The sequence below is a fragment of the Pricia antarctica genome, assembly GCF_900101815.1.
In the GTDB taxonomy this organism is placed as follows: Bacteria; Bacteroidota; Bacteroidia; order Flavobacteriales; family Flavobacteriaceae; genus Pricia; species Pricia antarctica.
In genome coordinates, this window is the sequence record NZ_FNAO01000002.1 from 291630 (window position 1) to 318192 (window position 26563).

General features: G+C 41.5%; 28 protein-coding genes. 27 read left to right on the top strand and 1 reads right to left on the bottom strand.

Going from position 1 to position 26563, the window contains the following annotated elements; genetic code table 11:
• Position 1: 1 nt before the first annotated feature.
• Entirely contained in the window at positions 2–1723 is a 1722-nt protein-coding gene (locus tag BLT07_RS04100) for a GMC family oxidoreductase (protein ID WP_091866064.1), read from the bottom strand.
• Positions 1724–2043: 320 nt separating this feature from the next.
• On the opposite strand from BLT07_RS04100, the gene BLT07_RS04105 reads away from it, so the two are divergent.
• The 27 genes from BLT07_RS04105 (at position 2044) to BLT07_RS04240 (ending at position 26437) form a co-directional block, all read left to right on the top strand.
• Positions 2044–2460 carry an HYC_CC_PP family protein gene (locus tag BLT07_RS04105; RefSeq protein ID WP_091866066.1) on the top strand — a complete coding sequence of 139 codons (417 nt, stop codon included), beginning with the start codon at positions 2044–2046 and terminating at the stop codon, positions 2458–2460.
• Positions 2461–2563: 103 nt separating this feature from the next.
• Positions 2564–6328 carry an efflux RND transporter permease subunit gene (locus BLT07_RS04110; protein WP_091866068.1) on the top strand — a complete coding sequence of 1255 codons (3765 nt, stop codon included), beginning with the start codon at positions 2564–2566 and terminating at the stop codon, positions 6326–6328.
• Positions 6325–7542 carry a TolC family protein gene (locus BLT07_RS04115; RefSeq protein ID WP_091866070.1) on the top strand — a complete coding sequence of 406 codons (1218 nt, stop codon included), beginning with the start codon at positions 6325–6327 and terminating at the stop codon, positions 7540–7542. Before BLT07_RS04110 ends, BLT07_RS04115 begins: the two co-directional genes overlap by 4 nt.
• Positions 7543–7622: 80 nt before the next feature.
• Positions 7623–9977, top strand: a complete 2355-nt coding sequence (locus tag BLT07_RS04120) for a multicopper oxidase domain-containing protein (protein ID WP_091866486.1) — start codon at positions 7623–7625, stop codon at positions 9975–9977.
• Positions 9978–9980: 3 nt separating this feature from the next.
• Entirely contained in the window at positions 9981–10814 is an 834-nt protein-coding gene (locus BLT07_RS04125) for an APC family permease (RefSeq protein WP_091866072.1), read from the top strand.
• Positions 10815–10922: 108 nt separating this feature from the next.
• The gene (locus tag BLT07_RS04130) at positions 10923–12620 is read left to right on the top strand and encodes a multicopper oxidase family protein (protein WP_091866074.1); all 1698 of its coding nucleotides are present in this window, start codon (positions 10923–10925) and stop codon (positions 12618–12620) included.
• A 69-nt stretch (positions 12621–12689) separates the two neighbouring features.
• Complete coding sequence (locus tag BLT07_RS04135; protein WP_245726443.1) at positions 12690–13247, top strand: hypothetical protein; 558 nt, start codon at positions 12690–12692, stop codon at positions 13245–13247.
• 68 nt (positions 13248–13315) lie between these two features.
• Complete coding sequence (locus BLT07_RS04140; RefSeq protein WP_091866076.1) at positions 13316–13507, top strand: SHOCT domain-containing protein; 192 nt, start codon at positions 13316–13318, stop codon at positions 13505–13507.
• Positions 13508–13513: 6 nt separating this feature from the next.
• A complete protein-coding gene (locus BLT07_RS04145) occupies positions 13514–13900 on the top strand; it encodes a DUF302 domain-containing protein (protein ID WP_091866078.1) in 387 nt (128 codons plus the stop codon).
• 58 nt (positions 13901–13958) lie between these two features.
• Positions 13959–14426 carry a cytochrome c gene (locus tag BLT07_RS04150; protein WP_091866080.1) on the top strand — a complete coding sequence of 156 codons (468 nt, stop codon included), beginning with the start codon at positions 13959–13961 and terminating at the stop codon, positions 14424–14426.
• 798 nt (positions 14427–15224) lie between these two features.
• Positions 15225–15905, top strand: coding sequence for a rhodanese-like domain-containing protein (locus BLT07_RS04165; RefSeq protein ID WP_091866083.1), 681 nt, complete (start codon positions 15225–15227; stop codon positions 15903–15905).
• A 98-nt stretch (positions 15906–16003) separates the two neighbouring features.
• Positions 16004–16189, top strand: coding sequence for an SHOCT domain-containing protein (locus BLT07_RS04170; protein ID WP_091866085.1), 186 nt, complete (start codon positions 16004–16006; stop codon positions 16187–16189).
• Positions 16190–16258: 69 nt separating this feature from the next.
• Complete coding sequence (locus BLT07_RS04175) at positions 16259–16816, top strand: hypothetical protein (protein WP_091866087.1); 558 nt, start codon at positions 16259–16261, stop codon at positions 16814–16816.
• A 71-nt stretch (positions 16817–16887) separates the two neighbouring features.
• The gene (locus tag BLT07_RS04180; protein WP_091866089.1) at positions 16888–17079 is read left to right on the top strand and encodes an SHOCT domain-containing protein; all 192 of its coding nucleotides are present in this window, start codon (positions 16888–16890) and stop codon (positions 17077–17079) included.
• Between the two features lie 4 nt (positions 17080–17083).
• Positions 17084–17470 (top strand): DUF302 domain-containing protein, encoded by a 387-nt coding sequence (locus tag BLT07_RS04185; RefSeq protein ID WP_091866489.1) that lies wholly within the window; start codon positions 17084–17086, stop codon positions 17468–17470.
• A gap of 10 nt (positions 17471–17480) precedes the next feature.
• A complete protein-coding gene (locus BLT07_RS04190; protein ID WP_139205100.1) occupies positions 17481–17951 on the top strand; it encodes a DUF302 domain-containing protein in 471 nt (156 codons plus the stop codon).
• A gap of 22 nt (positions 17952–17973) precedes the next feature.
• Positions 17974–18594, top strand: a complete 621-nt coding sequence (locus BLT07_RS04195) for a DUF3347 domain-containing protein (RefSeq protein WP_091866093.1) — start codon at positions 17974–17976, stop codon at positions 18592–18594.
• The gene (locus BLT07_RS04200) at positions 18595–19047 is read left to right on the top strand and encodes a heme-binding domain-containing protein (RefSeq protein WP_091866095.1); all 453 of its coding nucleotides are present in this window, start codon (positions 18595–18597) and stop codon (positions 19045–19047) included. It abuts the gene before it with no gap.
• Positions 19048–19115: 68 nt separating this feature from the next.
• Entirely contained in the window at positions 19116–19583 is a 468-nt protein-coding gene (locus BLT07_RS04205) for a DUF3347 domain-containing protein (RefSeq protein WP_091866097.1), read from the top strand.
• Between the two features lie 118 nt (positions 19584–19701).
• A complete protein-coding gene (locus BLT07_RS04210; protein ID WP_091866099.1) occupies positions 19702–20232 on the top strand; it encodes a hypothetical protein in 531 nt (176 codons plus the stop codon).
• Positions 20233–20391: 159 nt separating this feature from the next.
• Entirely contained in the window at positions 20392–20532 is a 141-nt protein-coding gene (locus tag BLT07_RS20885; protein WP_175455250.1) for a hypothetical protein, read from the top strand.
• Positions 20533–20544: 12 nt separating this feature from the next.
• On the top strand, positions 20545–21219 hold the full coding sequence (locus tag BLT07_RS04215) for a DUF2231 domain-containing protein (protein WP_091866101.1): 675 nt from the start codon (positions 20545–20547) through the stop codon (positions 21217–21219).
• A gap of 34 nt (positions 21220–21253) precedes the next feature.
• Entirely contained in the window at positions 21254–21844 is a 591-nt protein-coding gene (locus BLT07_RS04220) for a YceI family protein (RefSeq protein ID WP_245726444.1), read from the top strand.
• 17 nt (positions 21845–21861) lie between these two features.
• Positions 21862–22428, top strand: a complete 567-nt coding sequence (locus BLT07_RS04225; RefSeq protein ID WP_091866103.1) for a potassium channel family protein — start codon at positions 21862–21864, stop codon at positions 22426–22428.
• A complete protein-coding gene (locus BLT07_RS04230; RefSeq protein ID WP_175455251.1) occupies positions 22406–22627 on the top strand; it encodes a hypothetical protein in 222 nt (73 codons plus the stop codon). Before BLT07_RS04225 ends, BLT07_RS04230 begins: the two co-directional genes overlap by 23 nt.
• A 76-nt stretch (positions 22628–22703) precedes the next feature.
• Positions 22704–23930 carry a permease gene (locus tag BLT07_RS04235; RefSeq protein WP_091866108.1) on the top strand — a complete coding sequence of 409 codons (1227 nt, stop codon included), beginning with the start codon at positions 22704–22706 and terminating at the stop codon, positions 23928–23930.
• A 2-nt stretch (positions 23931–23932) separates the two neighbouring features.
• Positions 23933–26437 carry a heavy metal translocating P-type ATPase gene (locus tag BLT07_RS04240; RefSeq protein ID WP_091866110.1) on the top strand — a complete coding sequence of 835 codons (2505 nt, stop codon included), beginning with the start codon at positions 23933–23935 and terminating at the stop codon, positions 26435–26437.
• Positions 26438–26563 lie beyond the last annotated feature (126 nt).

Here is a 26563-nt window from a genome sequence, read left to right on the forward strand (position 1 = left end):
CCTAAATATTTTGCTGTTTCAATTGTTCGACAATATAATCCGATGTTCTCCAGGAGAGCGCCAAGATGGTCCATGTGGGGTTCTTGTCCGCTTGTGATACAAAGGGACCGGCATCAACGATGAATACGTTCTTTGTATCGTGAAGTTGCTGAAACTTATTCACGACCGAGGTTTTAGGGTCGTTGCCCATTCGGGTAGTGCCCACTTCATGAATGATCCATCCCGGCGGGGAGATACCGTAATTCTGTTCCTTGGTTGGTTTTGCCCCTAGGGCCTCGCCTCCCATATTGTGGACCAGTTCCTCAAAAGTATCCTGCATGTGCTTTACCTGTTTATGCTCATGATCGGACCATTTGTACTGGAACCGAAGCACCGGAATGCCGAACTCGTCCACTTTGGTAAGATCTATTTCGCAATAATTCTTCTTCATGGCTATAGATTCGCCCCGGCCTCCGAAGCCGAGTACGGAGCCATAGTATCTTTTTACATCGTCCTTAAGACCATAGCCATAGCCCCCTACCTTGGTGCCGAAGAATTTATTGAATTCGTTGGGATTAAACCCAAAGCCATAGTTGGGCATTCCCATTCCGCCCCATACCTCTATGTGGTAACCGCGTGGGAAACCTAATTTTTTATTGTCGCCCCACCAGGGGGAATACACGTGCATGCCCCCGACACCATCTTCATTATAGGATACTTTCCGGTTCATGAGGTCCGGTATAAAGGCCGCCCTGCTCGCACCCGTGGAATCGTGCAAATATTTCCCCACAATATCGCTGCTATTGCCTAATCCATTTGGGTGTTGGCTACTTTTTGAATTTAGGAGAATACGGGCCGAGCTACAGGCCGAGGCCGCTAAGACTACGACTTTCCCTTTCAGTTTATATTCTTTTCTATCTTCCTTGTTGATGTATGACACGCCCGTTGCCTTGCCCTCTTCGTCGGTGGTAACCTCCCTGACCATGGCATTTAGAAATAGATCGATCTGCCCCCCATTTTTTTGTGCCGGAATGATCAAACAGGTTTGCGCCGAGAAATCGGCATATACCATACAGGCCCGGGAACACTGCGCGCAATAGAAGCAGATGCCCCTATCCTGGTTTATCATTTTCGTAAGGATGGACAGCCTCGACGGATAAACGGGGATATTTGATTTTCGCGCGCCCTTTATGTAAAAAAGCTCGTGTAGCCTAGGTTTTGGAGGTGGCAGAAAAAAACCATCGGGATCGTTAGGCAATCCCTCATTGGTGCCAAAGACTCCGATCAATTTGTCGACCTTATCATAATAGGGCCTGACATCTTCATAACCTATGGGCCAATTGTCGCCTAATCCATCCTCGTTTTTACGTTTAAAATCCCTAGGTCCGAAGCGCAAGGCAATTCTGCCCCAATGATTGGTCCTACCACCCAACATGCGTGAGCGGAACCACCTAAAATTACTGCCGTCTTTATTTGTGTAGGGTTCGCCATCGATATCCCAGCCGCCATAGGCACTATCGAAATCCCCAAAGGGCCTGACAGTGCTTGCACCTCTTCTTGGCGATTCCCAGGGCCATTTTAATTGGGTCATCTGTTCGGGGTCTTTGGGGTCGAAATAGGGACCGGCCTCTACAACGGCGACCTTTAGGCCCGAATCGGCGAGTATTTTCGTGGCCATACCGCCGCCTGCACCGGAGCCGACTATGATTACGTCGTACATTGTTGAAGATTCCTTTATCTGCATCGCACCGATTTTGTTTTCGTTAGTTAAAAGTATTTGTTCTTAGTGGACTATATCTGCATAATTTTCTTTCTTATCTACATAATTTCGTCAAGTTGTTACATTTGAGAAAATAGCTGCATCAAAAAGGGAATATGGATTTGGTCCTAGGATGCAATTTGGGATAAAGCCACATTACGGACTAAAACAAAACATGACAATTGTCATGAGCCGTTTGAAGACGAAGACAGAGCTTTGCCCTCATAGTAATTCCACTGCTTCATTTCTAAAAATTTGTTAAACAAAAATTTTGCTTTATAAATTTTGTAGCTTTGCAAAACAATATGAAAAGTTTCTTTCATAAAATAATGTCTTTTTCCATGGCACTGATTGTGCTGTTCTCGACCTTTTCCTTTACGGTCGAGCAACATTATTGCGGGGATTTTTTAGTGGATTATTCTTTGTTCGGGAAAGCTGAATCTTGTGGTATGGATGTTCAAAAAGACATGCATCCCGAACGATCCGGCTTATCACAGAAAGATTGTTGTAGTGATGAGATGCTATCTATTGATGGGCAAGACAATTTAAAACTATCATTTGATAAACTGAGTTTTGCGCAACTGCAATTTGTAGCTTCTTTCGTATATTCATATCTCAATCTTTTTGAAGGATTACCTGAAAACATAGTCTCGTTTAGCGATTACCCCCCTCCACTTTTGGTCAAGGATATACAGGTCCTAGACCAGACCTTCCTTATTTGATTTTTAAGTAATAGAAATCTAAGGCCCAACTGATAGCAGTTCAGGGCTTGTCCTGTTTTGCTGTTTTCCAATCAGAACTTCTAATTACTTAATCATCAATACCATGCTGAATAAAAGCATCAAATTTCTTATAGAGAATAAATTGGTCGCGGTTTTGCTGCTAATCCTTTTTGTAGGCTGGGGAACCGTAAACGCTCCTTTTGAGTGGAGTACGGGCTCGTTGCCAAGAAACCCCGTTGCTGTTGATGCCATACCGGACATCGGTGAAAACCAGCAGATCGTTTTTACCAAATGGGACGGTCGCTCGCCACAGGATATTGAAGACCAGATAACTTATCCGCTTACTACCTCCCTTCTAGGAATCCCCGGTGTTAAGACCATCCGTAGTTCCTCAATGTTCGGTTTTTCCAGTATCTACATCATATTCGAAGAGGATATCGAATTCTATTGGAGCCGAAGCCGGATCCTTGAAAAATTGAATTCCCTCCCAAGCGGCTTGTTGCCCGATGGGGTCAACCCTGCATTGGGACCGGATGCTACGGGACTTGGACAAATATTCTGGTATACTTTGGAAGGCCGTGACCAAGATGGAAATGTCACGGGCGGATGGGATTTACACGAACTCAGAAGCATTCAGGATTTTTATGTGAAATATGCGCTGTCGTCGGCAAGTGGTGTTTCAGAGGTGGCATCCATAGGTGGATATGTGCTCGAATATCAGGTTGATGTAAATCCCGAACTGATGAAGCAATACGGTATCGGACTGCAAGAGGTGGTAAAGGCCGTAAAACAAAGCAATCGGGACATCGGGGCACAGACGTTGGAAATCAACCAAGCCGAATATCTGATTCGGGGTCTCGGTTACGTGAAATCAATCGAAGATCTCCAAGACGCAGTGATTACTTCCGAAGATTATACGTCCATCCGAATAAAGGATATCGGAAAAGTTTCTCACGGACCTGCCACTCGGCGTGGCATATTGGACAAGGAAGGCGCAGAAGTTGTTGGGGGTGTAGTGGTCGCACGGTATGGTGCCAACCCCATGGAGGTCATTAACAATGTAAAGGATCAAATTATTGATTTAAGTGCAGGACTCCCCTCCAAAGTACTTGAAGACGGCAGAACATCCCAGCTCACGGTTGTTCCATTTTACGACAGGACCGAACTTATTCAAGAAACGTTGGGCACTCTCAATGAAGCCCTGACATTGGAAATTTTGATTACCATTTTGGTCATCATCATTATGGTCTTCAATTTAAGGGCATCCATCCTAATTTCAGGATTGTTGCCCGTTGCGGTACTCATGGTATTTATCGCGATGAAACTTTTCAATGTGGATGCGAATATCGTAGCACTTTCTGGTATAGCCATCGCCATTGGAACCATGGTGGATGTCGGGGTCATACTCTCCGAAAACATCATACGGCATTTGGACGAAAATGAAGAGGACCTACCTATCAATACCGTAGTCTATAATGCCTCGGCAGAAGTATCGGGAGCCATATTAACCGCTGTAATGACCACGATCATCAGTTTTATTCCTGTATTTACAATGATAGGTGCAGAAGGAAAATTGTTCAGGCCGTTGGCTTTTACAAAAACGTTTGCGTTAACGGCATCCATCATTGTAGCCCTATTTTTGATACCTCCCTTTGCGGCTTTCCTCTTTAGAAAGAAACGGAGCAAGAGTATTGTAGGTTATGTCTTTAGTATACTTATGATAGTCCTTGGCCTTATAGCGGTAGTATATGGCTATTGGCTGGGGCTCGTGCTAATAGCCTTCGGAACGTTAAAGCCATTGAAAAATGCAGAACTTGCGGGGCGGCTTTTCAATGGATTTTCCCTCTCCGAAAAACAGGCAAGTCTTTTGAATATTATTATTTCAGCTACGGCAATCGTATTCCTGTTGGCCAGCTATTGGCGGCCACTGGGCCTTGACCGTAGCATTTTTATCAACCTGATTTTCGTTGCATTTATCTGTTTCGGACTTCTAGGCTTCTTTATCGTATTCAGGAATTACTATACGAGAATACTAAGATGGGCGCTACGAAACAAAATCCTATTCCTTTCCGTCCCGACGCTTATTGTCATCTTCGGTGTGTTAATTATGCAGAATACGGGCAAGGAATTTATGCCCTCGCTCAATGAAGGTTCGTTCCTATTGATGCCAACTTCATTACCACACGCAGGGGTGGAAGAAAATAAGCGGGTATTGCAACAGCTGGATATGGCGGTCGCCAGTATTCCAGAAATAGCAACAGTGGTGGGTAAAGCGGGCCGAACAGAATCCGCATTGGATCCAGCGCCCTTGTCCATGTACGAAAACATTATCCAATACAAGCCCGAATACATGTTGAACGAAGATAGGGAACGGCAGCGTTACAGGGTCAATGAAGACGGTCTTTTTAAACTTAACGACGGTACTTTTGTTACCAATCCGAATAGGGTCGTAGATGATGATCGAAACTATGATGAATCTGCAATTACATCCGCATTTTCCGTAAAACAAAAAGATTTGATACCCGATGACGACGGGGAATATTACCGGAACTGGAGACCGGAAATTGAATCTCCAGACGATATTTGGAACGATATCGTGAAGGTCACCAAACTCCCAGGGGTTACGTCGGCACCTAAATTACAGCCAATCGAGACCCGATTGGTCATGCTGCAAACGGGAATGCGTGCCCCCATGGGTATCAAGGTAAAGGGTCAGGATTTAAGGGAAATAGAAGCCTTCGGTCTTAAGCTCGAAGGTATTTTGAAACAGGCCGAGGGGGTCAAAGAGGAAGCCGTCTTCGCAGATCGAATTGTCGGAAAACCTTATTTGCTGATAGATATCGATAGGGAGCGACTGGCACTGTACGGTATTACTATCGAAGATGTGCAAAGCGTATTGCAAGTGGCCGTCGGGGGGATGATACTCACCCAAACGGTGGAAGGGCGCGAACGATATGGTATTCGGGTGCGATATCCAAGAGAGTTGCGCGAGAACCCAGCAGATTTGAAGAACATCTATGTGCCTGTTGCGAAGGGAAGCCCTGTTCCTTTGAGCGAGTTGGTTACAATTAGATATGAAAAAGGCCCGCAGGTCATCAAGAGTGAGGATACCTTTTTGGTCGGTTACGTGCTGTTCGATAAGTTGGACGGTTTTGCCGAGGTTGCAGTGGTCGAAAATGCCCAGGCCCTGATACAGGAAAAAATAGATAGCGGGGAACTGGTGGTTCCCAAGGGTATCAATTATTTGTTTACAGGTACTTATGAAAACCAATTACGTGCCGAAAAAACGTTATCGGTGGTCGTGCCGTTGGCATTGGCCATCATATTCCTGATTCTCTATTTCCAATTCCGTTCGGTAGGGACCTCGTTAATGGTTTTTACGGGGATAGCGGTGGCCTTCGCTGGCGGGTTTCTTATGATCTGGTTCTATGGGCAGGATTGGTTCTTGAACTTTAACTTTTTTGGGGAAAATCTACGTGACCTCTTCCAGATGCATACCATTAACCTGAGTGTTGCCGTATGGGTAGGTTTTATTGCGCTCTTTGGTATCGCTACGGATGATGGCGTAGTAATGGCCACCTATTTAACACAGACTTTTGATAGGAATAGACCGGAAACTAAAAACGAGATAAGGGCATCTGTGGTTATAGCAGGAGAAAAGCGTATTCGTCCGTGTTTGATGACAACCGCTACCACTATTCTGGCATTGCTTCCCGTATTGACATCCACCGGCCGAGGTAGCGATATTATGATACCCATGGCGATTCCCTCTTTTGGAGGAATGCTTATCGCGTTGATTACTTTATTTGTCGTGCCCGTTTTATACAGCTGGAAGGCCGAGTTTGAATTAAAAAGAATATCCAAATGAACAAATACCTATACCTATTGATTGGAACACTATCCATCGCTTCCGTGCACGGGCAAGAGTTGGAAAGTCTAATCCAACAGGCCGAACTCAACAATCCCGAGATTCAGGCTTTCGAATTGCGGTATAATATTGCCTCTGAAAAGGTGAACGAGGTCAACACCTTGCCCAATACAGAAGTGAGCGCGGGCTATTTTGTAAGCGAGCCCGAAACACGGACCGGAGCACAGAAAGCAAGATTCTCGGCAAAACAGATGATACCATGGTTCGGTACCATTACCGCCCGTGAAAATTATGCCAGTTCCTTGGCGGATGCCCAATATGAAGAGTTGGTCATCGCCAAAAGAAAATTGGTATTATCGGTCTCGCAGTCCTATTACCTCCTGTTTGCGATTGTGGCAAAACAAAAGGTATTGGACGAGAACATTGAGTTGCTGGATACTTATGAGCGTTTGGCCTTGACTTCCGTGGAAGTTGGCAGCGCATCCGCTGTTGATGTGCTTCGCCTACAGATTAGGCAGAACGAGCTGGAGCAACAGAAAGAAGTGCTAGAACAGGAGTATGTGGCAGAACAGACCTTGCTCAATAATCTTTTGAACCGGGACGGACAAACCCAAATTGTAGTTTACGACGGACTAACGGTACCGGAACAAGACCCAATTATGGATGAGGGAGGCCTTGACCTGCATCCCGAACTTATAAAGTATAACAAATTATATGAGTCGGTAGAACAGTCCCAGATATTGAACCAAAAAGAGGCCTTCCCGAACCTTGGTTTCGGATTGGATTATGTACCCGTTGCCGAAAGGTCCGACATGGCCTTCGATGATAACGGAAAGGATATTTTGATGCCCATGGTGTCGGTATCCATCCCGATATTCAACAACAAATACAAATCCATATCCGAACAGAACAAGCTGAAGCAAGGTGAAATAACCGCCCAAAAGCAGGAACGCAGAAACAAATTGGAAACCCTTTTGAGCGAGGCAAGCAATGCCCGAGTAGCTGCTAGAATACGTTTTAGAACACAGGCCAAAAATATACAGCAGGCCAATGATGCGGAGGAAATCCTGATTAAAAGTTACGAGACGGGAACCATTGATTTTAATGATGTCTTGGACATTCAGGAACTACAATTGAAGTTTCAGATAAACCGGATAGAGTCGATAAAAATGTATTACGTGCAATCGGCCATTATCAATTATCTAATGAGTTAAAATACAAATGGATAAAAGTAAGGTCTGCCCGTTGAATAGCATACTTATGGTAAGTAACAAAATATTAATAAATGAGAACCATGATTAGAAAAATTTTAATGTTGTTGTTGCTTCTTATATCCTACGAAGGTAGCTCACAATTGGTATCCAACGAAATCGAAGAAAATATGGACAATTGGCCTGAAAGGGTCTATGACCTCACCATTGATTACGAAACGCTTAACTATACAGGTAAAGACGTAAGGGCCATGACCATCAACGGTGGTATTCCAGGGCCCAACCTTGAGTTCACCGAGGGCGAGTTTGCCATTATCAACGTGACCAACAAAATGGATGTGGAAACATCGGTGCATTGGCACGGCATGATTCTTCCTAACTTTTATGATGGTGTACCTTATCTTTCCACTCCTCCGATACGGCCGGGAGAAACGCTCCAATACAAATTTGCCCTTAAACAATCGGGTACCTATTGGTACCATTCCCATACAGGATTACAGGAGCAAAGGGGAGTTTATGGGTCGATACAAATCAATCCTAAAGAGGAGACCTTTGAGTATGACCATGATTTGGTTTTAGTACTATCCGATTGGATGGACGAAAACCCAGCTTCCCAACTAAAGAATCTTAAAAGGGGCAACGAATGGTATTTAATCCGAAAAGGACAGATACAGAGCTGGGATAAAATAATCAAGAAAAATGCCGTTGGCGCCAAGCTAAAAATGATGTGGCAGCGTATGCCCGATATGGCCATATCCGACAATTATTTCGATACGTTTTTTATAAACGGTAAGGCAGGCCAAGAATATCCCAATTTTACACCTGGTGAGAAAGTGAGGGTCCGCTTTGTAAATGCTTCGGCAGCTTCCTATTTCTGGTTGACTTTTGGCGGTGGGGATCCTACCTTAATTTCGGCGGATGGTCAAGATGTGGTTCCTGTTACGAAAAACAAAACCCTTATCGGCGTAGCGGAAACATACGATTTTTTACTGACCATTCCCCAAAATGGAAAATTGGAAGTTCGAGCAATGGCCCAAGACGGCTCGGGGCATGCTTCCGCCTATTTGGGAACAGGCCCGGTAATGGCAGCACCGATGGTGCCAGAACCGGATTTGATTGAAAGCATGAAAAAAATGATGGCTATGGGCATGAAGATGGGCGCTCCGGCAGCCAAGTTCAATCCTTCTAAAAATGATTCCATCAAGTATATGAAAAAATATGCGATGAAAATGGATGAAATGAATCCGCCTGCCGAACAGGCAGAAATGGACGGCATGGCTATGGACAATGTGAAGATGGAAGAGGGGAAAATGGAAATGGATGGGATGAAAATGAAAAAAGATTCAACCCAGATGGATGATGGTAAAATGAAGATGGGATATATCATTCCAGAGGACAAAGTTATAGGTTCTACTATGAAAACCGGGGATAATCCAGAGTTCAATTACAATTACTTACGCTCGCCAGTACCTACAGAGTTTAACAGCGATAAGCCTATAAAGGAAATGCTTTTCAACTTAACGGGTAACATGAATCGATATGTCTGGTCAATCAATGGGGTACCACTGTCCGAAACTGATAAGATAAAAATCAAGCAAGGAGAAGTGGTGCGCATCACGCTCAATAACCTGACAATGATGCACCACCCCATGCACCTACACGGTCACTTTTTTAGGGTGTTGAACGAAAATGGGGAGTATTCCCCATTAAAGCATACGGTAAATGTAGCCCCCATGCAAAAAGTGGTCATCGAGTTTAATGCCAATGAGTATGGCGACTGGTTTTTCCACTGTCACGTTCTATATCATTTAAACAGCGGTATGGCCAGAGTGTTCAGTTATGACACGCCACGAGATGAACGCTTGAAAGGAAATGCATTGACCAATCTTACAAACGAAGCCGATCACATATTTACTTGGGGCGAGCTAACGGCTGCCAGTCATATGACCGAACTTTACGCTACCGCTACCAACATCAGAAACCAGTTTATTTTTCGTGGGGAATATGGATGGAACCAAAATTTGGAAGCCCAGTTTACGTATGAACGATGGCTTAATAGTTATTTCAGGATTTTTGGAGGAGTAAACGTCGAGAATGAAGGTGCGGACAGTCTTGACGAAATAAATACCAGGGCAATCGGTGGGGTTCGGTATTTATTACCGCTTTTAATAGACTCCGAATTGCGAATAGACGATAAGCTAAGGCCATTGGTCAGCTTTTCAACGGCAACAATGTTGTTTCCTAGGATAGGGATATACGGCCAATATGAATATCAAATCGATTTTGGATGGGTCGATAATTTACCCGAGGGAACGAGCTATAAAAGTGAAACCACATGGCAAGTAGGTCTTGAGTATGTTTTAGGAAGAAATTTTTCGATTATGGCGAGCTATGATAACCGATTTGATTGGGGTGGTGGCCTGTCAGTAAGATTTTAAAAGATGGACGGATACAAAAAAAATAGCCTGAGTTTGACCGGTGCCGTATCACTGGGTACCGGTGTTATGATCGGTGCGGGTATCTTTGCCCTTTTGGGACAGGTTGCCGAACTGTCCGGACAGTGGTTTCCCATTGCATTTTTGGCAGGGGCCATTATCTCGGGCTTTAGTGCCTACTCATACGTTAAGATGTCAAATGCATACCCTTCTGCAGGAGGGATCGCAACCTATCTGAAAAAGATTTATGGTAAAGGTGCACTTGCGGCATCCGGTGCTTTGCTAATGGCTTTTTCTATGGTCATCAATGAGAGCTTGGTTGCCCGTACCTTCGGTTCGTATACGTTACAATTGTTCGATGTTGGGGGCGATAGCGTATGGGTTCCTGTTTTAGGTGTCGTACTATTGATTACAGCTTTCTTGATCAATATTTCGGGAAACAACGTTATCGGCAAATCATCGTTGGTAATGGCCATTCTCAAAATCGGGGGTATCTCCATTTTTGCGATAGGCGGTCTGTGGGCGGCGGGATTCTCCTTTTCAGAAGTAGTCCCTTCCAGTAGTTTGTCCGAGTATCCGGTCTCCAGCTACTTAGGGGCTTCGGCATTGTCCATCCTGGCCTACAAAGGCTTTACGACCATAACCAATAGCGGGGGGGAAATTGTAAGCCCCAATAAGAATGTCGGTACCGCCATTATATTGGACCTTGTGGTTCTAGGCGCATTTTTATGGATAAAAATATCCAGTGATGTATTGGTGGTCGTTGTAGCGGTAGTACTTACGGTATTGGTATTTACAGGGGAAAAATGGTTCTTAAAAAGGAACGATGCAAACAACTAGGAATAGAAAAGGAAATTTTGATAAGACTTCGGTATGTCTGCACACTAGGGGTATGGATTAGAGGTCGGGACCGTGTTTTTTTGAGTTTTAATTTAAAAAAGTCAAGTAATGAAAGAAAAAAATAAATTCAATAGAAGAAGTTTCATTGAAACAGCAGGACTGGTCGCCGCTGGTTTTTATGCGATGCCATTATTTAGTTCCTGTAAATCGGATACGCCTTCCGCTCATCCCAATGTTGGAAACGCTGTCAATAACGATTTCGATGCCGACATCGATATACAGTTAAAGGCAGTACAGTCAAGTACTAAAATTCTATCCTCCAAAAATACGGATACCTATTCGTACAGGGGTTCTTTAGTAAAGGGAGATAAACAGACCTTGCAACAGTTAGAAGGAAGTGCTCTCGGCCCCATAATACGGGTAAAGAAAGGAGATAGGGTACGGATACGGTTTGAAAACGAGATTCCTGATAAATCCATAATTCACTGGCACGGGCTGCACGTATCCCACGAGAATGACGGGCATCCGGAACACGTAATAGAAGAAGGGGAAACTTATTTTTACGAATTTGAAGTTATGAACAGGGCGGGTACCTATTGGTTCCATCCACATCCCCACGGTCATACAGGAGAACAGGTTTACCGCGGGCTTGCAGGTTTGTTCATCGTTACGGATGAAGAGGAAAAAGGCTTGAACCTGCCTACAGGGGATTATGATGTTCCTGTTGTTATTCAGGACAGAACTTTCGATGAAAATAACCAATTGGTCTATTTGCCAAACGGAAAAATGGACCAAATGCTAGGCTTTTTGGGCAATCGAATACTAATCAATGGTAAAATCGATAACACCCTATCCCTAAATAAGGATGGGAAATATCGGTTACGACTGCTCAACGGTTCCAACTCCCGCGCCTATAAATTGGCTTGGGGTTCGGGAGAACCCATTACCGTTTTTGGTGTTGATGGTGGGCTTTTGGGAAGTCCCAAAATACTGCCCTATTTAATGTTGGGTCCCGCACAACGGGTTGACGTATGGTTGGATTTATCGAAGAAATCCCAAAACGAGGAGTTAAAGTTAATCCACCTGCCCATACCATTGGACAATATGATGAGCGGTGGCATGATGGGTGGAGGAATGATGGGTGGCGGAATGATGGGGAACCAAAGTGATAATTCGCTGCCTTACAACAGCCAATTTGATATTCTTAACATCAATGTGGGAGCATCGAGGAAGAATGATGCTAGTCTGCCAGATAGATTACCAACCTATAAAACCTTAAACCCAACAGATGTAGCGAACAGGACTTCCCCAAGAACGTTCAATTTCGGAATGGAGGAAATGATGGAATGGACGATAAACGGAAGAACCTACAATGGGATGGAAGTAGCGGACGAAGAAATCGTAAAACTTAACACCACGGAAGTCTGGCGAATAAACAATGGGGGAAATAGTACCACCGAGAGCCAAAATGATGGAGGCGGTATGATGGGAATGCGCGGAAATGGTGGTATGATGGGAAATGGTAGCGGTATGGGAAACATGATGCAAATGCCACACCCCGTGCACATTCATCAATTACAGTTCAATATCATAAACAGAAATACCGACAACGTTGACCGGAACCTATGGAACGCCGTTAAAGACGGAATCGTAGATGAAGGATGGCAGGATAGCGTGTACCTGTTGCCGGGAATGTATATGGACCTGGTAATGCGCTTCGAGGATTTTAAAGGGTTGTTCCTCTACCATTGCCATAATCTGGAACACGAGGATATGGGGATGATGAGGAACTTTAAAATCGAATAGCATTAATCAATTCCCAAAAAATAAAAAATCAGTTTGAAATGAATGTTTAATTATCTAAAAATGAAAATTATGAAAACAGCAGTAAAAATTTTAATGGCAATCGGATTAGTGGGAACAATGGTAGGTTGTAAATCAACCTTCAATGCCACCGAGAAATTGCAGGTCGAAGAGAATAGAAATGCCGTTTATAAAGAAATCATATCAAACCCGGTCCAGTTTACCAATTTCATCAGTGAGGCACAAAAAAACGAAGAGGCCAAAAAGATATTGATGAAGGCCCATATGGAGCAGATGGAATCCGGAAACATGAAAATGATGATGGAGAAAAACCCCGAAATGAAAGAAAAAATGGAATCCCATATGCAGAAAATGATGGGGGACAACCCTGAAATGATGCAAAAGATGCAAGCCAAAATGCTCGATAAAATGATGGAAAACGAAAAGGGCCGTAAAATGCTGATGGATGAAATCCATAGTAACAAAACGATGAAAAAGGAGATGAAAGCAAAGATGATGCAAATGATGGATGAAAACCCTGAAATGAAGGAAGAGATGATGCAGAAGATGATGGAAAAAAATCCTGAAATGATGCAAAAGATGAAAGGAAAAATGAAAAACGAGGGATAATAAATTCCTGCCCTAAAGGTTTGGATAACTACAAATGAAAACGATTAATTAATTAAAACTATACGATTATGATGATGTGGTGGTGGATACTGATACCGGTCGTGCTTGTATTGGTGATATTGCTGTACAATGGACGAAATAGGCAAAATACGGCGAAGAAGGAAAATCCTATGGACATACTCGACAACCGGTTCGCCAAGGGCGAAATATCCAAAGAAGAGTACGAAGAACAAAAACGAACGTTGAACACTAAAAATTAAAAAATTATGAACTATTATTTCAATAAAACAATCAAAGGCACTTTTGAAGAAGTAATCGATAAAGTTACAAAAGGATTGAAAGATGAAGGTTTTGGTATACTCACAGAAATTGATGTAACCGCAACCTTAAAGAAAAAACTGGATGTAAACTTTAAAAAGTATAGGATACTTGGAACTTGTAATCCTCCCTATGCACATAAAGCATTGCAAGCAGAAGATAAAATTGGAACGATGTTGCCCTGCAATGTCATAGTACAGGAAATTGAAGATGGAGTTATTGAGGTAGCCGCGGTAAACCCAATGGCATCAATGCAGGCTGTAGAAAATGAAAAATTGAACGATGTTGCCAATGAAATAACTTCAATGCTAGAAAGTGTAATTCAAAAATTATAAATCCTTTTAAAGAATAGATAAACAACAAATTATAATCATAAACTTAAATCAAGACAAAATGAAAAGGGTAAAATTAACAATAACAATTACGGTAATGGTTTTTGTAAGCCTAACAGCAATGTCTTGTAAAGATAGTAAAAAAGAGCAAAGCAATGCTCATGACAAACAGTTAACGGAATCTGATGAACTTTTACCAATCATGTATCGACTGATGGCAGACATGAAACAGATAAACGAAGGTGTTTTTATAGAGAATTATCCTATGATTGACAGTGCAGCTTACCGTATAACTCACCATCTGGAAATCAATCCAGGACAGATGCAAATTATCAAAAAGAACTTGGGAGAAGATATACAGGAGTTTGTACGAATTGATATGGTGGTACATGATCGTGCTGCAGCTATCAGTAAGGCCGCACAACAAAATAAAATGTCGGAAATATTGAGTCAATATAATATCCTCCAACAAAGCTGTGTTAATTGCCACAACCAGTTTCGGTCGCGACTTAGAAATAAGCTCCAATAAATTACGCATGACAAACCAATCAAGTAAATGCCGTTTCGCATTTGGAATTTAAGTGATTTTAGAGTTAGTCGTTATCTGGTCTATGGCGGACAGACTTTTTCGGTTTACTTGTTTAAACAATTAAAAAAACTTCCCCGGCATTTGAGCTAAAGTAAACCGTTATAGCCAATGGCATCGTTGCAGGCTGTAGAAAATGAAAAATTGAACGATGTTGCCAATGAAATAACTTCAATGCTAGAAAATGTAATCGAAAAATTATAAGGCTTTTTAAAAATGGATAAACAACAAATTATAATCATAAACTAGAATCAAAACAAATTAAATAAATAGTAATCTAAAATTAAATATTATGAAAACACTAGTAATTATTTTATCCGCAATTGGGCTTTTAAGCTTAAACAGTTGCAAACAAGATACAGGTGTAAAACACAATGATGCACAATAACGAAGGTTACTATTACTGGGGAATGCATATGGGCTGGTGGATTGCCATACCTCTAATTTCAATAGTATTAATGGTAATATTTTTTAATTCCAGAAAAAATAATAAATAGGTTTTGACATTGAAAAAGATATTCCATGGATATAATTGTCCCAAAAATTGTGTTATGGCTGAAAACTTGAAATTATGACGTAACAAAGGAAATTGATATACAAACACCCATTAAAGAAAATAGGCAGGATTAATTTTTATAAATGTATAATTCTTGAAAGCCAAAATGCACGATTCATCGAAATACTAGAGATATAAAATCTAAAACAGTTTTTAACACTAAAATCAATTAAAGAAAAATTATTATGGAGATTTTAATAGCAGCAACCAAAACCTGTCAACATAGACCCTCACTTGAGAAAGTGCTTCAGGGCGCTTGGCTACCCTATAAAGTAAATTATTTTGAGGATCATCCTGAAATATTTGAAAAATATCAATTGAAACACTCACCGTTATTGATTATCGATGAAAAAGTAGCCTCTGCCGGTATGCCCGAAATAGATATAATAAATGATCTAAAGGCAAAAATCAGGGATATATCAGAGATCAGAACTCCCAAAAGAGTTAAGAACCATATGATTCCCAAAAATATAGGAACAGAACCTGGCTTAGTGGAAGTTGATACAACATGGGGCAGTATTCAATCGATAAAGGCAGCACGACCCGTGCATACGGTTGGTGAATTAGAAGTATATCAGCACCACATGAAGGGTTTGCCAATTATCGATGCGCGAAAACCTGATACCGCTGATTGCGTAACTATTCCGGGCTCAAAAAATATTCCCTATGACGAATTGGTGGAAAGAATGGATGAATTGGACGAAAACGACCCAAGTATATTTTTTTGCAATGGTCCACAATGCCCACAATCATCAACAGCTATAAAGAACCTCTTGGATGCAGGTTATCCAGCTGATAGAATTCTATACTACAGGGGAGGAATGCATGACTGGATCACCTTAGGTCTTCCAATACAAAAATCGTGAAAGTAGTGACGACTATTTCCAATTGGGTTATGAATTTTAATAACTATCGGGAATAGGTTGAAAATGGTCCAACCAAAATTAATTTAAAATAAAACATTATGCATTTTTATGATGGACACTTTGGAGGCATGCATTTTATATGGATAGCTATTTTAAGTTGGATTTTCTTTGTCCCTTATGGCATTCTTTATCAAGAATCAAAAAAAGACAGTCCTAAAGATATTTTAGACAGACGATATGCAAAAGGGGAAATCGCTAAAGAAGAATATGAAGAAATAAAATGAGGCATTGATTCAAAAAATGAATAAACAACAATTTTATATAAACGAGTATTAATTTAAATTCAAATCAAAATGAAAACAATTGTAAAAACCTTAATGATTATTGGAGCAGTCGGCACATTGGTTAGCTGTAAATCAACATTTAATGCCACTGAAACAATGGAAATTCAAACCAATCGAAACGCTGTATATCAGGAAATAATTTCCAACCCAAGCCAACTCGAAGAATTTATTGACTTGGCGCAACAAGATGAAGGGGCAAAAAAGGTAATGATGCAACAGCATATGCAAAAGATGGAATCCGGAAACATGAAAATGATGATGGAGAAAAACCCCGAAATGAAAGAAAAAATGCAATCCCATATGCAGATGATGATGGAAAAAAATCCCGAAATGATGCAAAAGATGCAATCTAAAATGCTCGATAAAATGATGGAAAACGAAAAGGGCCGTAAAATGCTGATGGATGAAATCCATAGTAACAAAACGATGAAAAAGGAGATGAAAGCAAAGATGATGCAAATGATGGATGAAAACCCTGAAATGAAGGAAGAGATGATGCAGAAGATGATGGATAAAGATCCTGAAATGAGGAAGAAGATGAAAGGGAAAATGAAAAACGAGGGATAATAAATTCCTGCCCGAAAGGTTTGGATAACTACAAATGAAAACGATTAATTAATTAAAACTATACGATTATTATGATGATGTGGTGGTGGATACTGATACCGGTCGTGCTCGTATTGGGCGTATTTCTGTACAATGGACGAAATAGGCAAAATACCGTGAAGAGGAAAAATCCTATGGACATACTCGACAACCGGTTCGCCAAGGGCGAAATATCCAAAGAAGAATATGAAGAACAAAAACGAACGTTGAACACTAAAAATTAAAATGATGAAATACTATTTCAACAAAACCCTTCACGAAGATTTTGAAAAAGTCATCGACAAGGTAACGGAAGAACTGAAAAAGGAAGGCTTCGGCATATTGACCGAAATAGATGTCAAAGAGACATTGAAAAAGAAACTCGATGTGGACTTCAAAAAATATCGAATCCTCGGTGCCTGTAATCCGCCCTATGCCCATAAGGCATTGGAGGCAGAGGATAAGATAGGCACTATGCTGCCATGTAACGTAATCGTACAGGAAGTAGCAAAAGGGGTCGTAGAAGTTGCAGCGATAAATCCGATGGCATCCATGCAAGCGGTAAAAAATGAAAAATTGAACAAGGTGGCCCAAGAGATAACATCCAAACTTGAGCAGGTAGTTGAAAATCTTTAAAATTAAGATCATGGCGAAAAAAGGAAACAACGGGCAAAAGGCTTCACAACAGAATTATAGCGAAAGTATGAATACCCGCTATTGTGTTACAAGGAGGTACAACCTTACGTTCGGCGAAGCTGTTCAGAATGTAAGGGATCAACTTGAGAAGTCAGGCTTTGATATCGTATCGGAGCTTGATGTAAAAGAATATTTAAGTTCCAAAATGGAGGATATGCCCGAGCATATTATCCTTATGGTCTGTAATCGGGATACCGCATCGAACCTAATGGCCAACGATATTCAAATGAGCATCTTGTTCCCCTGTAACGTAACCGTCAAGGAGGTGGAGGACAGCACTGTAATCGAGGTGTCCATTGAAGATACCGACACTACATGGTCATCTTCCTTTAAAACCGATGTAGCCGATATTGCGAACAAAACGAAAGAAGCGTTAAAAAACATTCTTTCCAATATCGGACGAACAAATGTCAAACTATAATTATCAATAAATCAAAGTAAAGATGAAGAAAACAAAGATTACAATAGGAATTTTGACAATTGCATTCATGACTTTATCAGCGACCTCATGTAAGGATGTCAAAAAACAAATCAATGATACCGAAAGCCATCATACCGGGCAGATGGAGAAAGACGGCCAGATGGATGCCCAGTCGGGGATGGATGACGATACAACGATGCAAAACGGTCAAGAAATGGCAAAGACGGCACCTATTATTGATAACTATCTTGGGCTGAAGGAAGCTTTGGTCGCGGATAATCAAAGCAAGGCCGCATCCTATGGCGGGGATTTGGCAACGGTTTTGGAACAGTTTGAAACGGGTAATTTTGATGACGGGCAACAAAAAGAATTGAAGGAAATCATCGAAGTGGCCAAAGAACACGGCGAACATATTTCGGAAAGCGATATTGGTCACCAGCGGGAACATTTTGAGGCCATGGGCAAAGACATGGTGGATCTTATCGCCATTGCGGGAACGCCCAAAACCCTCTACCAACAATATTGCCCTATGTACAATAAGAACAAAGGGGGCATGTGGTTGAGCGATAGCAAGGAAATCAAAAACCCGCTTTTCGGCGGTAAAATGATGACCTGTGGTAGCGTGCAGAAGGAAATCAATTAAGTGAAGGCAGTAAGAATCGTAGCTATCATACTTCTAATAGGGTTTGTGGGGATTCAATTTTTCCCCACTACCCCTAATCAAAGTGAAAAGGTGCCAAATACGGACTTTATTTTAGTAAACAATGTACCGGAGAAAGTCGACCAGATTTTCAAGGCTTCCTGCTATGATTGTCATAGTAACAATACCGAATATCCTTGGTACAACAAGGTACAGCCAGTCGCCTGGTTTCTAGAAAACCATGTAGAACATGGCAAGGAAGAACTGAATTTTAATGAGTGGGACGAGTATTCGTCCAGAATGAAAAAAAGCAAGTTACGATCTATCAACAGTCAGATAGAAGATGAAGAAATGCCCCTGTGGTCTTACACGTTAGTTCATAGGGAAGCAAAACTATCCGAGGACGAAAAGAAAACCGTTCTCGATTGGGTCTCTAATTTTAAGGACAGTTTATAAACTAAAAATTGGACTAATGAAAAGTTTAAGAAATGGTGTAGCAATCCTGCTCATGTTAGGGGCAAACTATGAGTTACGCCCAACACAAAATAGAGTTGAACCATGACCACAGCAAGATGGAAATGAAACAGATCGCCTTGGAGTTTAGCGATGAGAACGTGGCAAGCGCATACGAACATTACGAGCATATTAAAAATGATTTGGTCGGGTCAAATCCTGGCGATGCCAAAAAGGGAGCGGGAATGTTGAACGAGGCACTCGAAAAAATCGAAGGTTCGAATACGGCATTATCTGCCTCACAAAAAATAGCCGATTCGGATAATTTAAAGGTCCAACGAAAGGCTTTTTCCGATTTGAGCAATGAAACGGAAACCTTGTTGAAAGGAACTATTACCTCGGGGAAAATCTATAAGGATTTCTGCCCCATGGCCCTAAACGGAGGAGCCTACTGGTTATCCGCCATTAAGGACATCCGAAACCCATATTATGGAGCTCAAATGCTCAGTTGTGGAAAGGTAACAGAAGTGATTCAATAGTTTTAAATCCTGTGAGAGGATGGGCTTTTTAGTTAGCACCCATTTCCCTTTTCAGGTCAATGAAAAAGTAAAATATACAGAAAATATGGAAGCTGGCAAAAGTACAGAACAATAAAAAATGGACGGACTGACTATTGAAATATTCATAGTACCGTCAATGGTCCTGGCAATAGTCACGGGCTTGTACTTCCTTTTTAAAAAAGGAAAAAAGAACCCCGTGGCCTATGATTTTTATGTAGCCAATATTGCCATTGCTGCTTTTGTTGTAAATCTTATTTGGGAAGTTGCCCAAGGTCCGCTTTATGAGGGCTTTGAATATGACGTAAAACACATTTCATTCTGCGCCCTTGCATCGGTCGCCGATATGCTCATGGTTTTGTTGCTTTTTTTTAGCTTGGGACTGTTATACAACAACATATTCTGGATTCGAAATCTAAATTTAAAAAGAACTTTGGTCTTGGTCGGTATTGGCACTTTAGGGGCGATATTGGCAGAAATGTGGCATACAAGTAGAGGCGATTGGATCTATGCGGAGATAATGCCATTACTTCCTTTGGTCGATGTGGGTATTACGCCAGTATTGCAATTTGCCCTACTACCATGGTTGGTGTTCTACTTTGCTAAAGACAGAATAGTAAACAAGTCCTAGGTGGTCATGGTTTAGTAGTTTTTATTAGTTGATTATTTAGTGTTTGCCAATTCCACCAAGGCAATATTTTTAAGAGTAAAGTCCTGTTATGGGAAGGGAGATTGGTTAGTTAATGGTTAATGTTAATCCCTTCCCTTGACAGGCATAAAAAAATGAAAGATGAAGGAATGTTGTAAAGACGGGCTGGAAAAGTCCGGAAAACCAAAATTTAAGAAATGGTTCAACTATGCGATTTATATCATCATAGGCGCCATAGTCATAGGTGCGCTTATTTTGCAAATTACCACTGACGCAGCATAAATACGATTGATTATGAGAACATCCCTATTATTTTTAGTGCTGCTGTTAAGCCTAAATTCGTTTAACGCGATTTCAGCTACCTCAATCGAAACCAATTCTGGACATTTGGCGAATACTTCAGGAAACCTCTACGCTATTGATGTATTCGAAAAGCCCCAAGAACATGCAGAAGGCCATTCAAGCGATCCCATAGACAAAGAAGAGGTCGGTTTGGATGAATTCGATAATTTACATCCGTTAGTAGTGCATTTTCCCATTGTACTATTACTGTTCGCTGCATTGCTTCAATGTATTCAGGTTTTTGTTCTAAAAAGGAATTTGGACTGGGTCATCCTATTCCTTATCGGCACAGGTTTCATTGGGGCCTACGTGGCGGGCACCTACGTGCATCCCCATACCCACGGACTTACGGATATTGCCCAAAAAGTACTGGATAACCATGATAAATATGCCGATTGGACTATATGGTCCAGTGCCTTGGCCGCAGTTTTGAAAGTTATTAGTATTTTTTGGATAAAATTGAAACGAGGGTTTGAAATTGCTGTTTTCCTGGTGATGGCCTTTTCAGCGTTATCCGTTGCGCAGGCAGGGCATTATGGTGCTCAGCTTGTTTATATTCAAGGCGTAGGCCCACAGAGCGAGTTTTTGGAAACCGAAGAAGCAGAGGAGGGCAGCCATTCCCATTAAGAAATTAAGAATGAAAAGAACCAATCCGCATCGTATGAAGAAATGTAAGGAAGTTAAGGTTAATAGTAATTTACACATGTTCAAAAACGTGATTTTTCTCTTATCGATTTTGTTTTTGCTACTGGGCGGTAATAACTCATTTGCGCAGGTGTATAGCACTGAAGATGGAAATGCCGCCTTCAAGGCTAGAATGCCGCTTAATTCCTATACAGGAGAGTCTGACCAATTGCGGGGAACCATTAATTTTAAAACTGGAAAAGTAGCTTTTAAGGTACCCGTAAAATCCATAAAGACGCGTAAGGATAAACGTGATGAACACATGCATGAGCTACTTAAAGCTGAGAAAAATCCCAATGTTATCTTTGAGGGAAAACTTATCGATGATTTTGATTTTAATAAAAAGACTGAACAGACGATCAAGTTAACGGGCAATTTTACCCTTGGGGGAACCACACGGCAACTAAGTATTGACATAAATCTAGAACCGGTTGCAAAAGGCCTACAATTGAATGCTTCATGGTCGCTGTTGATTACCGATTATAATTTAGAGCGCCCAAGCTTGGCATTTATTAAAGTAAATGACAAACACGATTTGAGCGTGGATGCGCTGCTTAAAGAAAGATAAAACTCGAAAGCATAAATATGACCCGTACCAAAGACATACAACATAGCCCTACTTTTTATTGGCAACTGTTTTCAAAGGCAGTGCCCGCTATTACCATAGTGGGTATCATCGCCGTAGTGAATATATGGTTTTTAGATAGTTTAATAACTCCCGCTTGGGGATGGTCGGTTATTTTTCTTACTCTGTTTAAAATGTTCTTTATACTCAGGTTGACCTTTATTCAGTTGAGTAAAATAATTGCTAAAAGCCATCTTTTGGCGCATGTACTTGCATTGTTCGGTCTTCTCATTGGCCTTATTGTTCTGTCGTTTGCAACGGATTATGCCGCAATGTACCTTACGGATGCCGATAGTTTTAAAACCAATTTGATGAATGGATCGGCTAGAGGTATCGTTTTTTTTGAATTTTTATATTTCAGTTTTATATCCTTTTCCTCGGTAGGTTTCGGGGATATCGTTCCTACGACATATGCTGCAAAGGGCATGGTAATGCTAGAGATAACCTTAAGTTTTATCGTTCTTTTCTTCGGAATTGCAAATGTCAATAGAATACACGTAAAAAATGAAAACAATAACAATGCATAGCACCAAAATTATGCATGTAAAAAGAATTAGAATAACCCTCTTGCCGTTGTTGGCAATACTGATTTTGGCATCCGTAAATGCACGAGAAAAAACTGTTGCATCCGAAAAGGAAATAGTTGTTTTAACGCTGAAAAAATACAAGGATGCCCTACAAAGCTTAACCACCGAAGGTACATTCGAATTATTCGCCGAAGATTGAAAAATCTTCAAAACGCATTCGTCCGCTTGGGACATTAAAAGTAATTAATAATTTTATAAATAGTAATAGTTAAATTATGAATGACTTTTTAAAACAATGGGGTGAAGCGGCCTATACCTCTACAGGTTTTTTCTGGATGGCGCTCTGGGCGTTTGTCCTGGGCTATATCATCAGCAGTATGATACAGATTTTTGTGACGGAGAAAAAGATGCAAAAGGCGATGGGCGATAACGAGGGCAAGAGTATGCTTTTAGGTGCGTTTTTCGGATTTATAAGCAGTTCGTGCAGTTTTTCGGCCTTGGCCGGTACAAAATCCATTTTCAAGAAAGGTGCCAGTTTCGTGTCATCTATCGCTTTTCTTTTGGCATCGACCAACTTGGTTATCGAGCTGGGAATCATCATTTCCATCTTCTTGGGATGGCAGTTCGTAGTGGGCGAGTATGTAGGCGGTATTCTGTTGATTCTGATTTGCTGGATATTGATACGGCTTATCAATCCCAAAAAGCTTATTGATAAAGCCCGCAAAAATCTAGAAAGCGAAGATGATGACGAAATGGATGATTCCAAGGATTGGAAAAAACAGATTCAAAAAGAGGACAGCTGGGCGAGGGTAGCGAAAAAATATAAAATGGAATGGCAGATGGTCTGGAAAGACGTTACCGTCGGCTTTACCATAGCCGGGATAGTGGCTGCATTCGTTCCGGATTCCTTTTTTCAGACGCTATTCATCAACAGCGGGCAGGGTAATACGGATTTTACTTTTCTTGAAATCATGGAACATATCATTGTTGGGCCGGTTGCCGCATTTTTGACTTTTATTGGCTCGATGGGGAACATCCCGTTAGCGGCCCTGTTATTCGGCAAGGGAGTAAGTTTTGCCGGGGTAATGGCTTTTATATTTAGTGACCTTGTGGTGTTTCCCGTTTTGCGTATCAACGCGAGGTATTATGGTTGGAAAATGTCTTTGTTCATTCTCTTCCTTTTGTTCACCGCATTGATCGGAACGGCACTGACATTGCATTACAGCTTTGATCTGCTCGGCATATTGCCCGACCCATCCCAAGTGAAAATTGAGGATAGCGAATTCTTCAAGATAGACTATACATTCTATTTGAACATAGCCTTCTTGGCCATTTCAGGATATTTGGTCTATTTAGGATTTTTCAAAAAGAAAGATGTAGAACACAGTATGAGCGAAATGGCACCCAAAAGCGAGTTACTCGAAAACATTTTAAAATACACCGCATTCATCTGTTATATCTGGTTGGCAGGTGGATTAATCGTTAAATTCTTTATTCAATAATTATGGAACATACCTATCACATACACGGAATGACCTGTAATGGTTGCCGGACCCATGTAGAAAAAACACTTTCTGAAGTGGAAGGGGTTTCCAATGCATCCGTTAATTTAGAAAAAGAAGAAGCTACAATTGATATGCAATCCCATATTTCCATCGAGAAATTTCAAGAAGCCCTGAAAAATGATGGAGGAACTTATAGCATCCATAAGAATGGGGAACATCATCATCCCCAGGAAAAAAAAGAGGAAAAAGTCAAAGGCAAGGGTACGGGTACATTCTATTGTCCGATGCATTGCGAAGGCGACAAAACCTACGATACCCTGGGCGATTGTCCGGTATGTGGAATGGATCTAGTAGAAGAGCAAAATTTATCCGGTACTCCAGTCGAACAATGGACGTGCCCTATGCATCCCGAAATTATCAAGGATGAACCGGGCGCCTGTCCCATTTGCGGGATGGACCTCGTACCGATGCAGCCAGATGTCTCTTCCGAGGAGAAAACCTATAAAAAATTACTTAAGAAATTTTGGATAGCTGTAGCTTTTACGCTGCCTATTTTCTTGATCGCAATGAGCGAGATGATTCCAAGCCATCCATTGTACGATATAATGGAACAAAAATGGTGGAACTGGATACAATTTGGGCTATCCATTCCTGTGGTTTTTTATGCGACCTGGATGTTCTTTGAACGCGCCTATCGCAGTATCAAAACTTGGAACCTCAATATGTTCACCCTCATAGGCATAGGTGCAGGTGTGGCGTGGCTCTTTAGTGTTTTTGGGATGTTGTTTCCTGACTTTTTCCCAGAACAGTTCAAAACGGATTTTGGGGCAGTCCACGTTTATTTTGAAGCCGCAACAGTGATACTTACGCTTGTTTTAATGGGTCAAGTACTGGAAGCGCGTGCACATAGTAAAACGAATTCTGCAGTTAAGGAACTATTAAAGCTAGCACCCAACAAAGCGGTGCGTGTGGTTGATGGAAATGAAGAAGAAGTTTCCATTGACCAGATTGAAAAAGGAGATATACTACGCGTTAAACCAGGCGATAAAATTCCTGTGGACGGTGCAATTACTGAAGGAAATACGACTGTAGACGAATCAATGATATCTGGAGAACCTATTCCTGTAGATAAAGTCCAGGATGATAAAGTAAGTAGCGGCACAATCAATGGCAATCAATCTTTCTTAATGAAAGCCGAAAAAGTAGGTAGCGATACGTTGCTTTCTCAAATCATACATATGGTAAACGATGCCAGTCGTAGTCGTGCGCCCATCCAAAAATTGGCGGACACGGTTTCTGGCTATTTTGTACCGGTCGTCGTTGCGATTTCCATCATCACGTTTGCCGTTTGGGCAATTTGGGGCCCAGAACCAGCCTATGTGTATGCATTGGTCAATGCCATTGCTGTACTGATTATCGCGTGTCCTTGTGCGCTGGGATTGGCAACTCCTATGTCCATAATGGTGGGCGTTGGTAAAGGTGCACAAAACGGAGTGCTCATTAAAAATGCCGAAGCCCTTGAAAAACTGGATAAGGTAGATACACTTATAGTAGATAAAACAGGAACTATTACTGAAGGTAAACCAACAGTAGAAAAAATAGGTGTCTTTGGAGATCGCTTTCGTGAAAGCGAAATATTGAAATTCATCGCTTCTCTAAACAGTTCTAGCGAACACCCACTTGCTGAAGCTACTGTAAAATATGGCAAGGAACAAAATACTGAAATTTCAAAAACCGAAAACTTTAGTGCCGTTACTGGTAAAGGTGTAGAAGGAACCGTTGACGGTAAAAAACTTGATCTGGGAAATGCTAAAATGATGAAATATGCAAAAGCTACTATTTCTTCTGAAATTAAGGCCGAAGCTCAATCCTTTCAGAAACAAGGCAAAACAGTTTCATATTTGTCAATTGATGGCGAAGTCTCAGGCTATGTTGTAATTGGAGACAAAATTAAAGCGACAAGTGCAAAAGCTATCAAGGAATTACAAGACAAAGGCATCGCTGTCATAATGTTGACGGGAGACAATCACGATACAGCGCAAGCGGTGGCCAGTGAACTCAATCTTGCCGATTTTAAAGCTGGAATGTTACCGGAAGACAAACTTAAAGAAGTAACAAAATTAAAGGAACAGGGAAAAGTGGTCGCAATGGCTGGTGATGGTATAAACGATGCGCCAGCACTTGCAAAAAGCGATGTGGGTATCGCAATGGGAACGGGAACCGATGTTGCTATTGAGAGTGCTATGATTACCCTTGTAAAAGGAGATTTACACGGTATTGTTAAAGCAAAAAACTTGAGTCACGCCGTAATGGGAAATATCAAGCAGAACCTGTTTTTTGCGCTGATATACAATACCCTTGGCGTTCCCATCGCGGCAGGTGTACTATTCCCCTTTTTCGGGATATTATTGTCGCCCATGATCGCGGCGCTGGCAATGAGTTTTAGCTCTGTTTCGGTAATTGCGAACGCCTTGAGACTACGGACAAAGTCAATAGATTTCTGATGGTGAAAAGAAAGACAGCTTGTAAAATTACAAAGGCCCATAGCGGTTTATGCATCTTTCTATGTATCCAATTGTCGAAGTGAACTATCAGGGCAAGAATAACTTTGGCCCCTTTCTGCTTGGAAT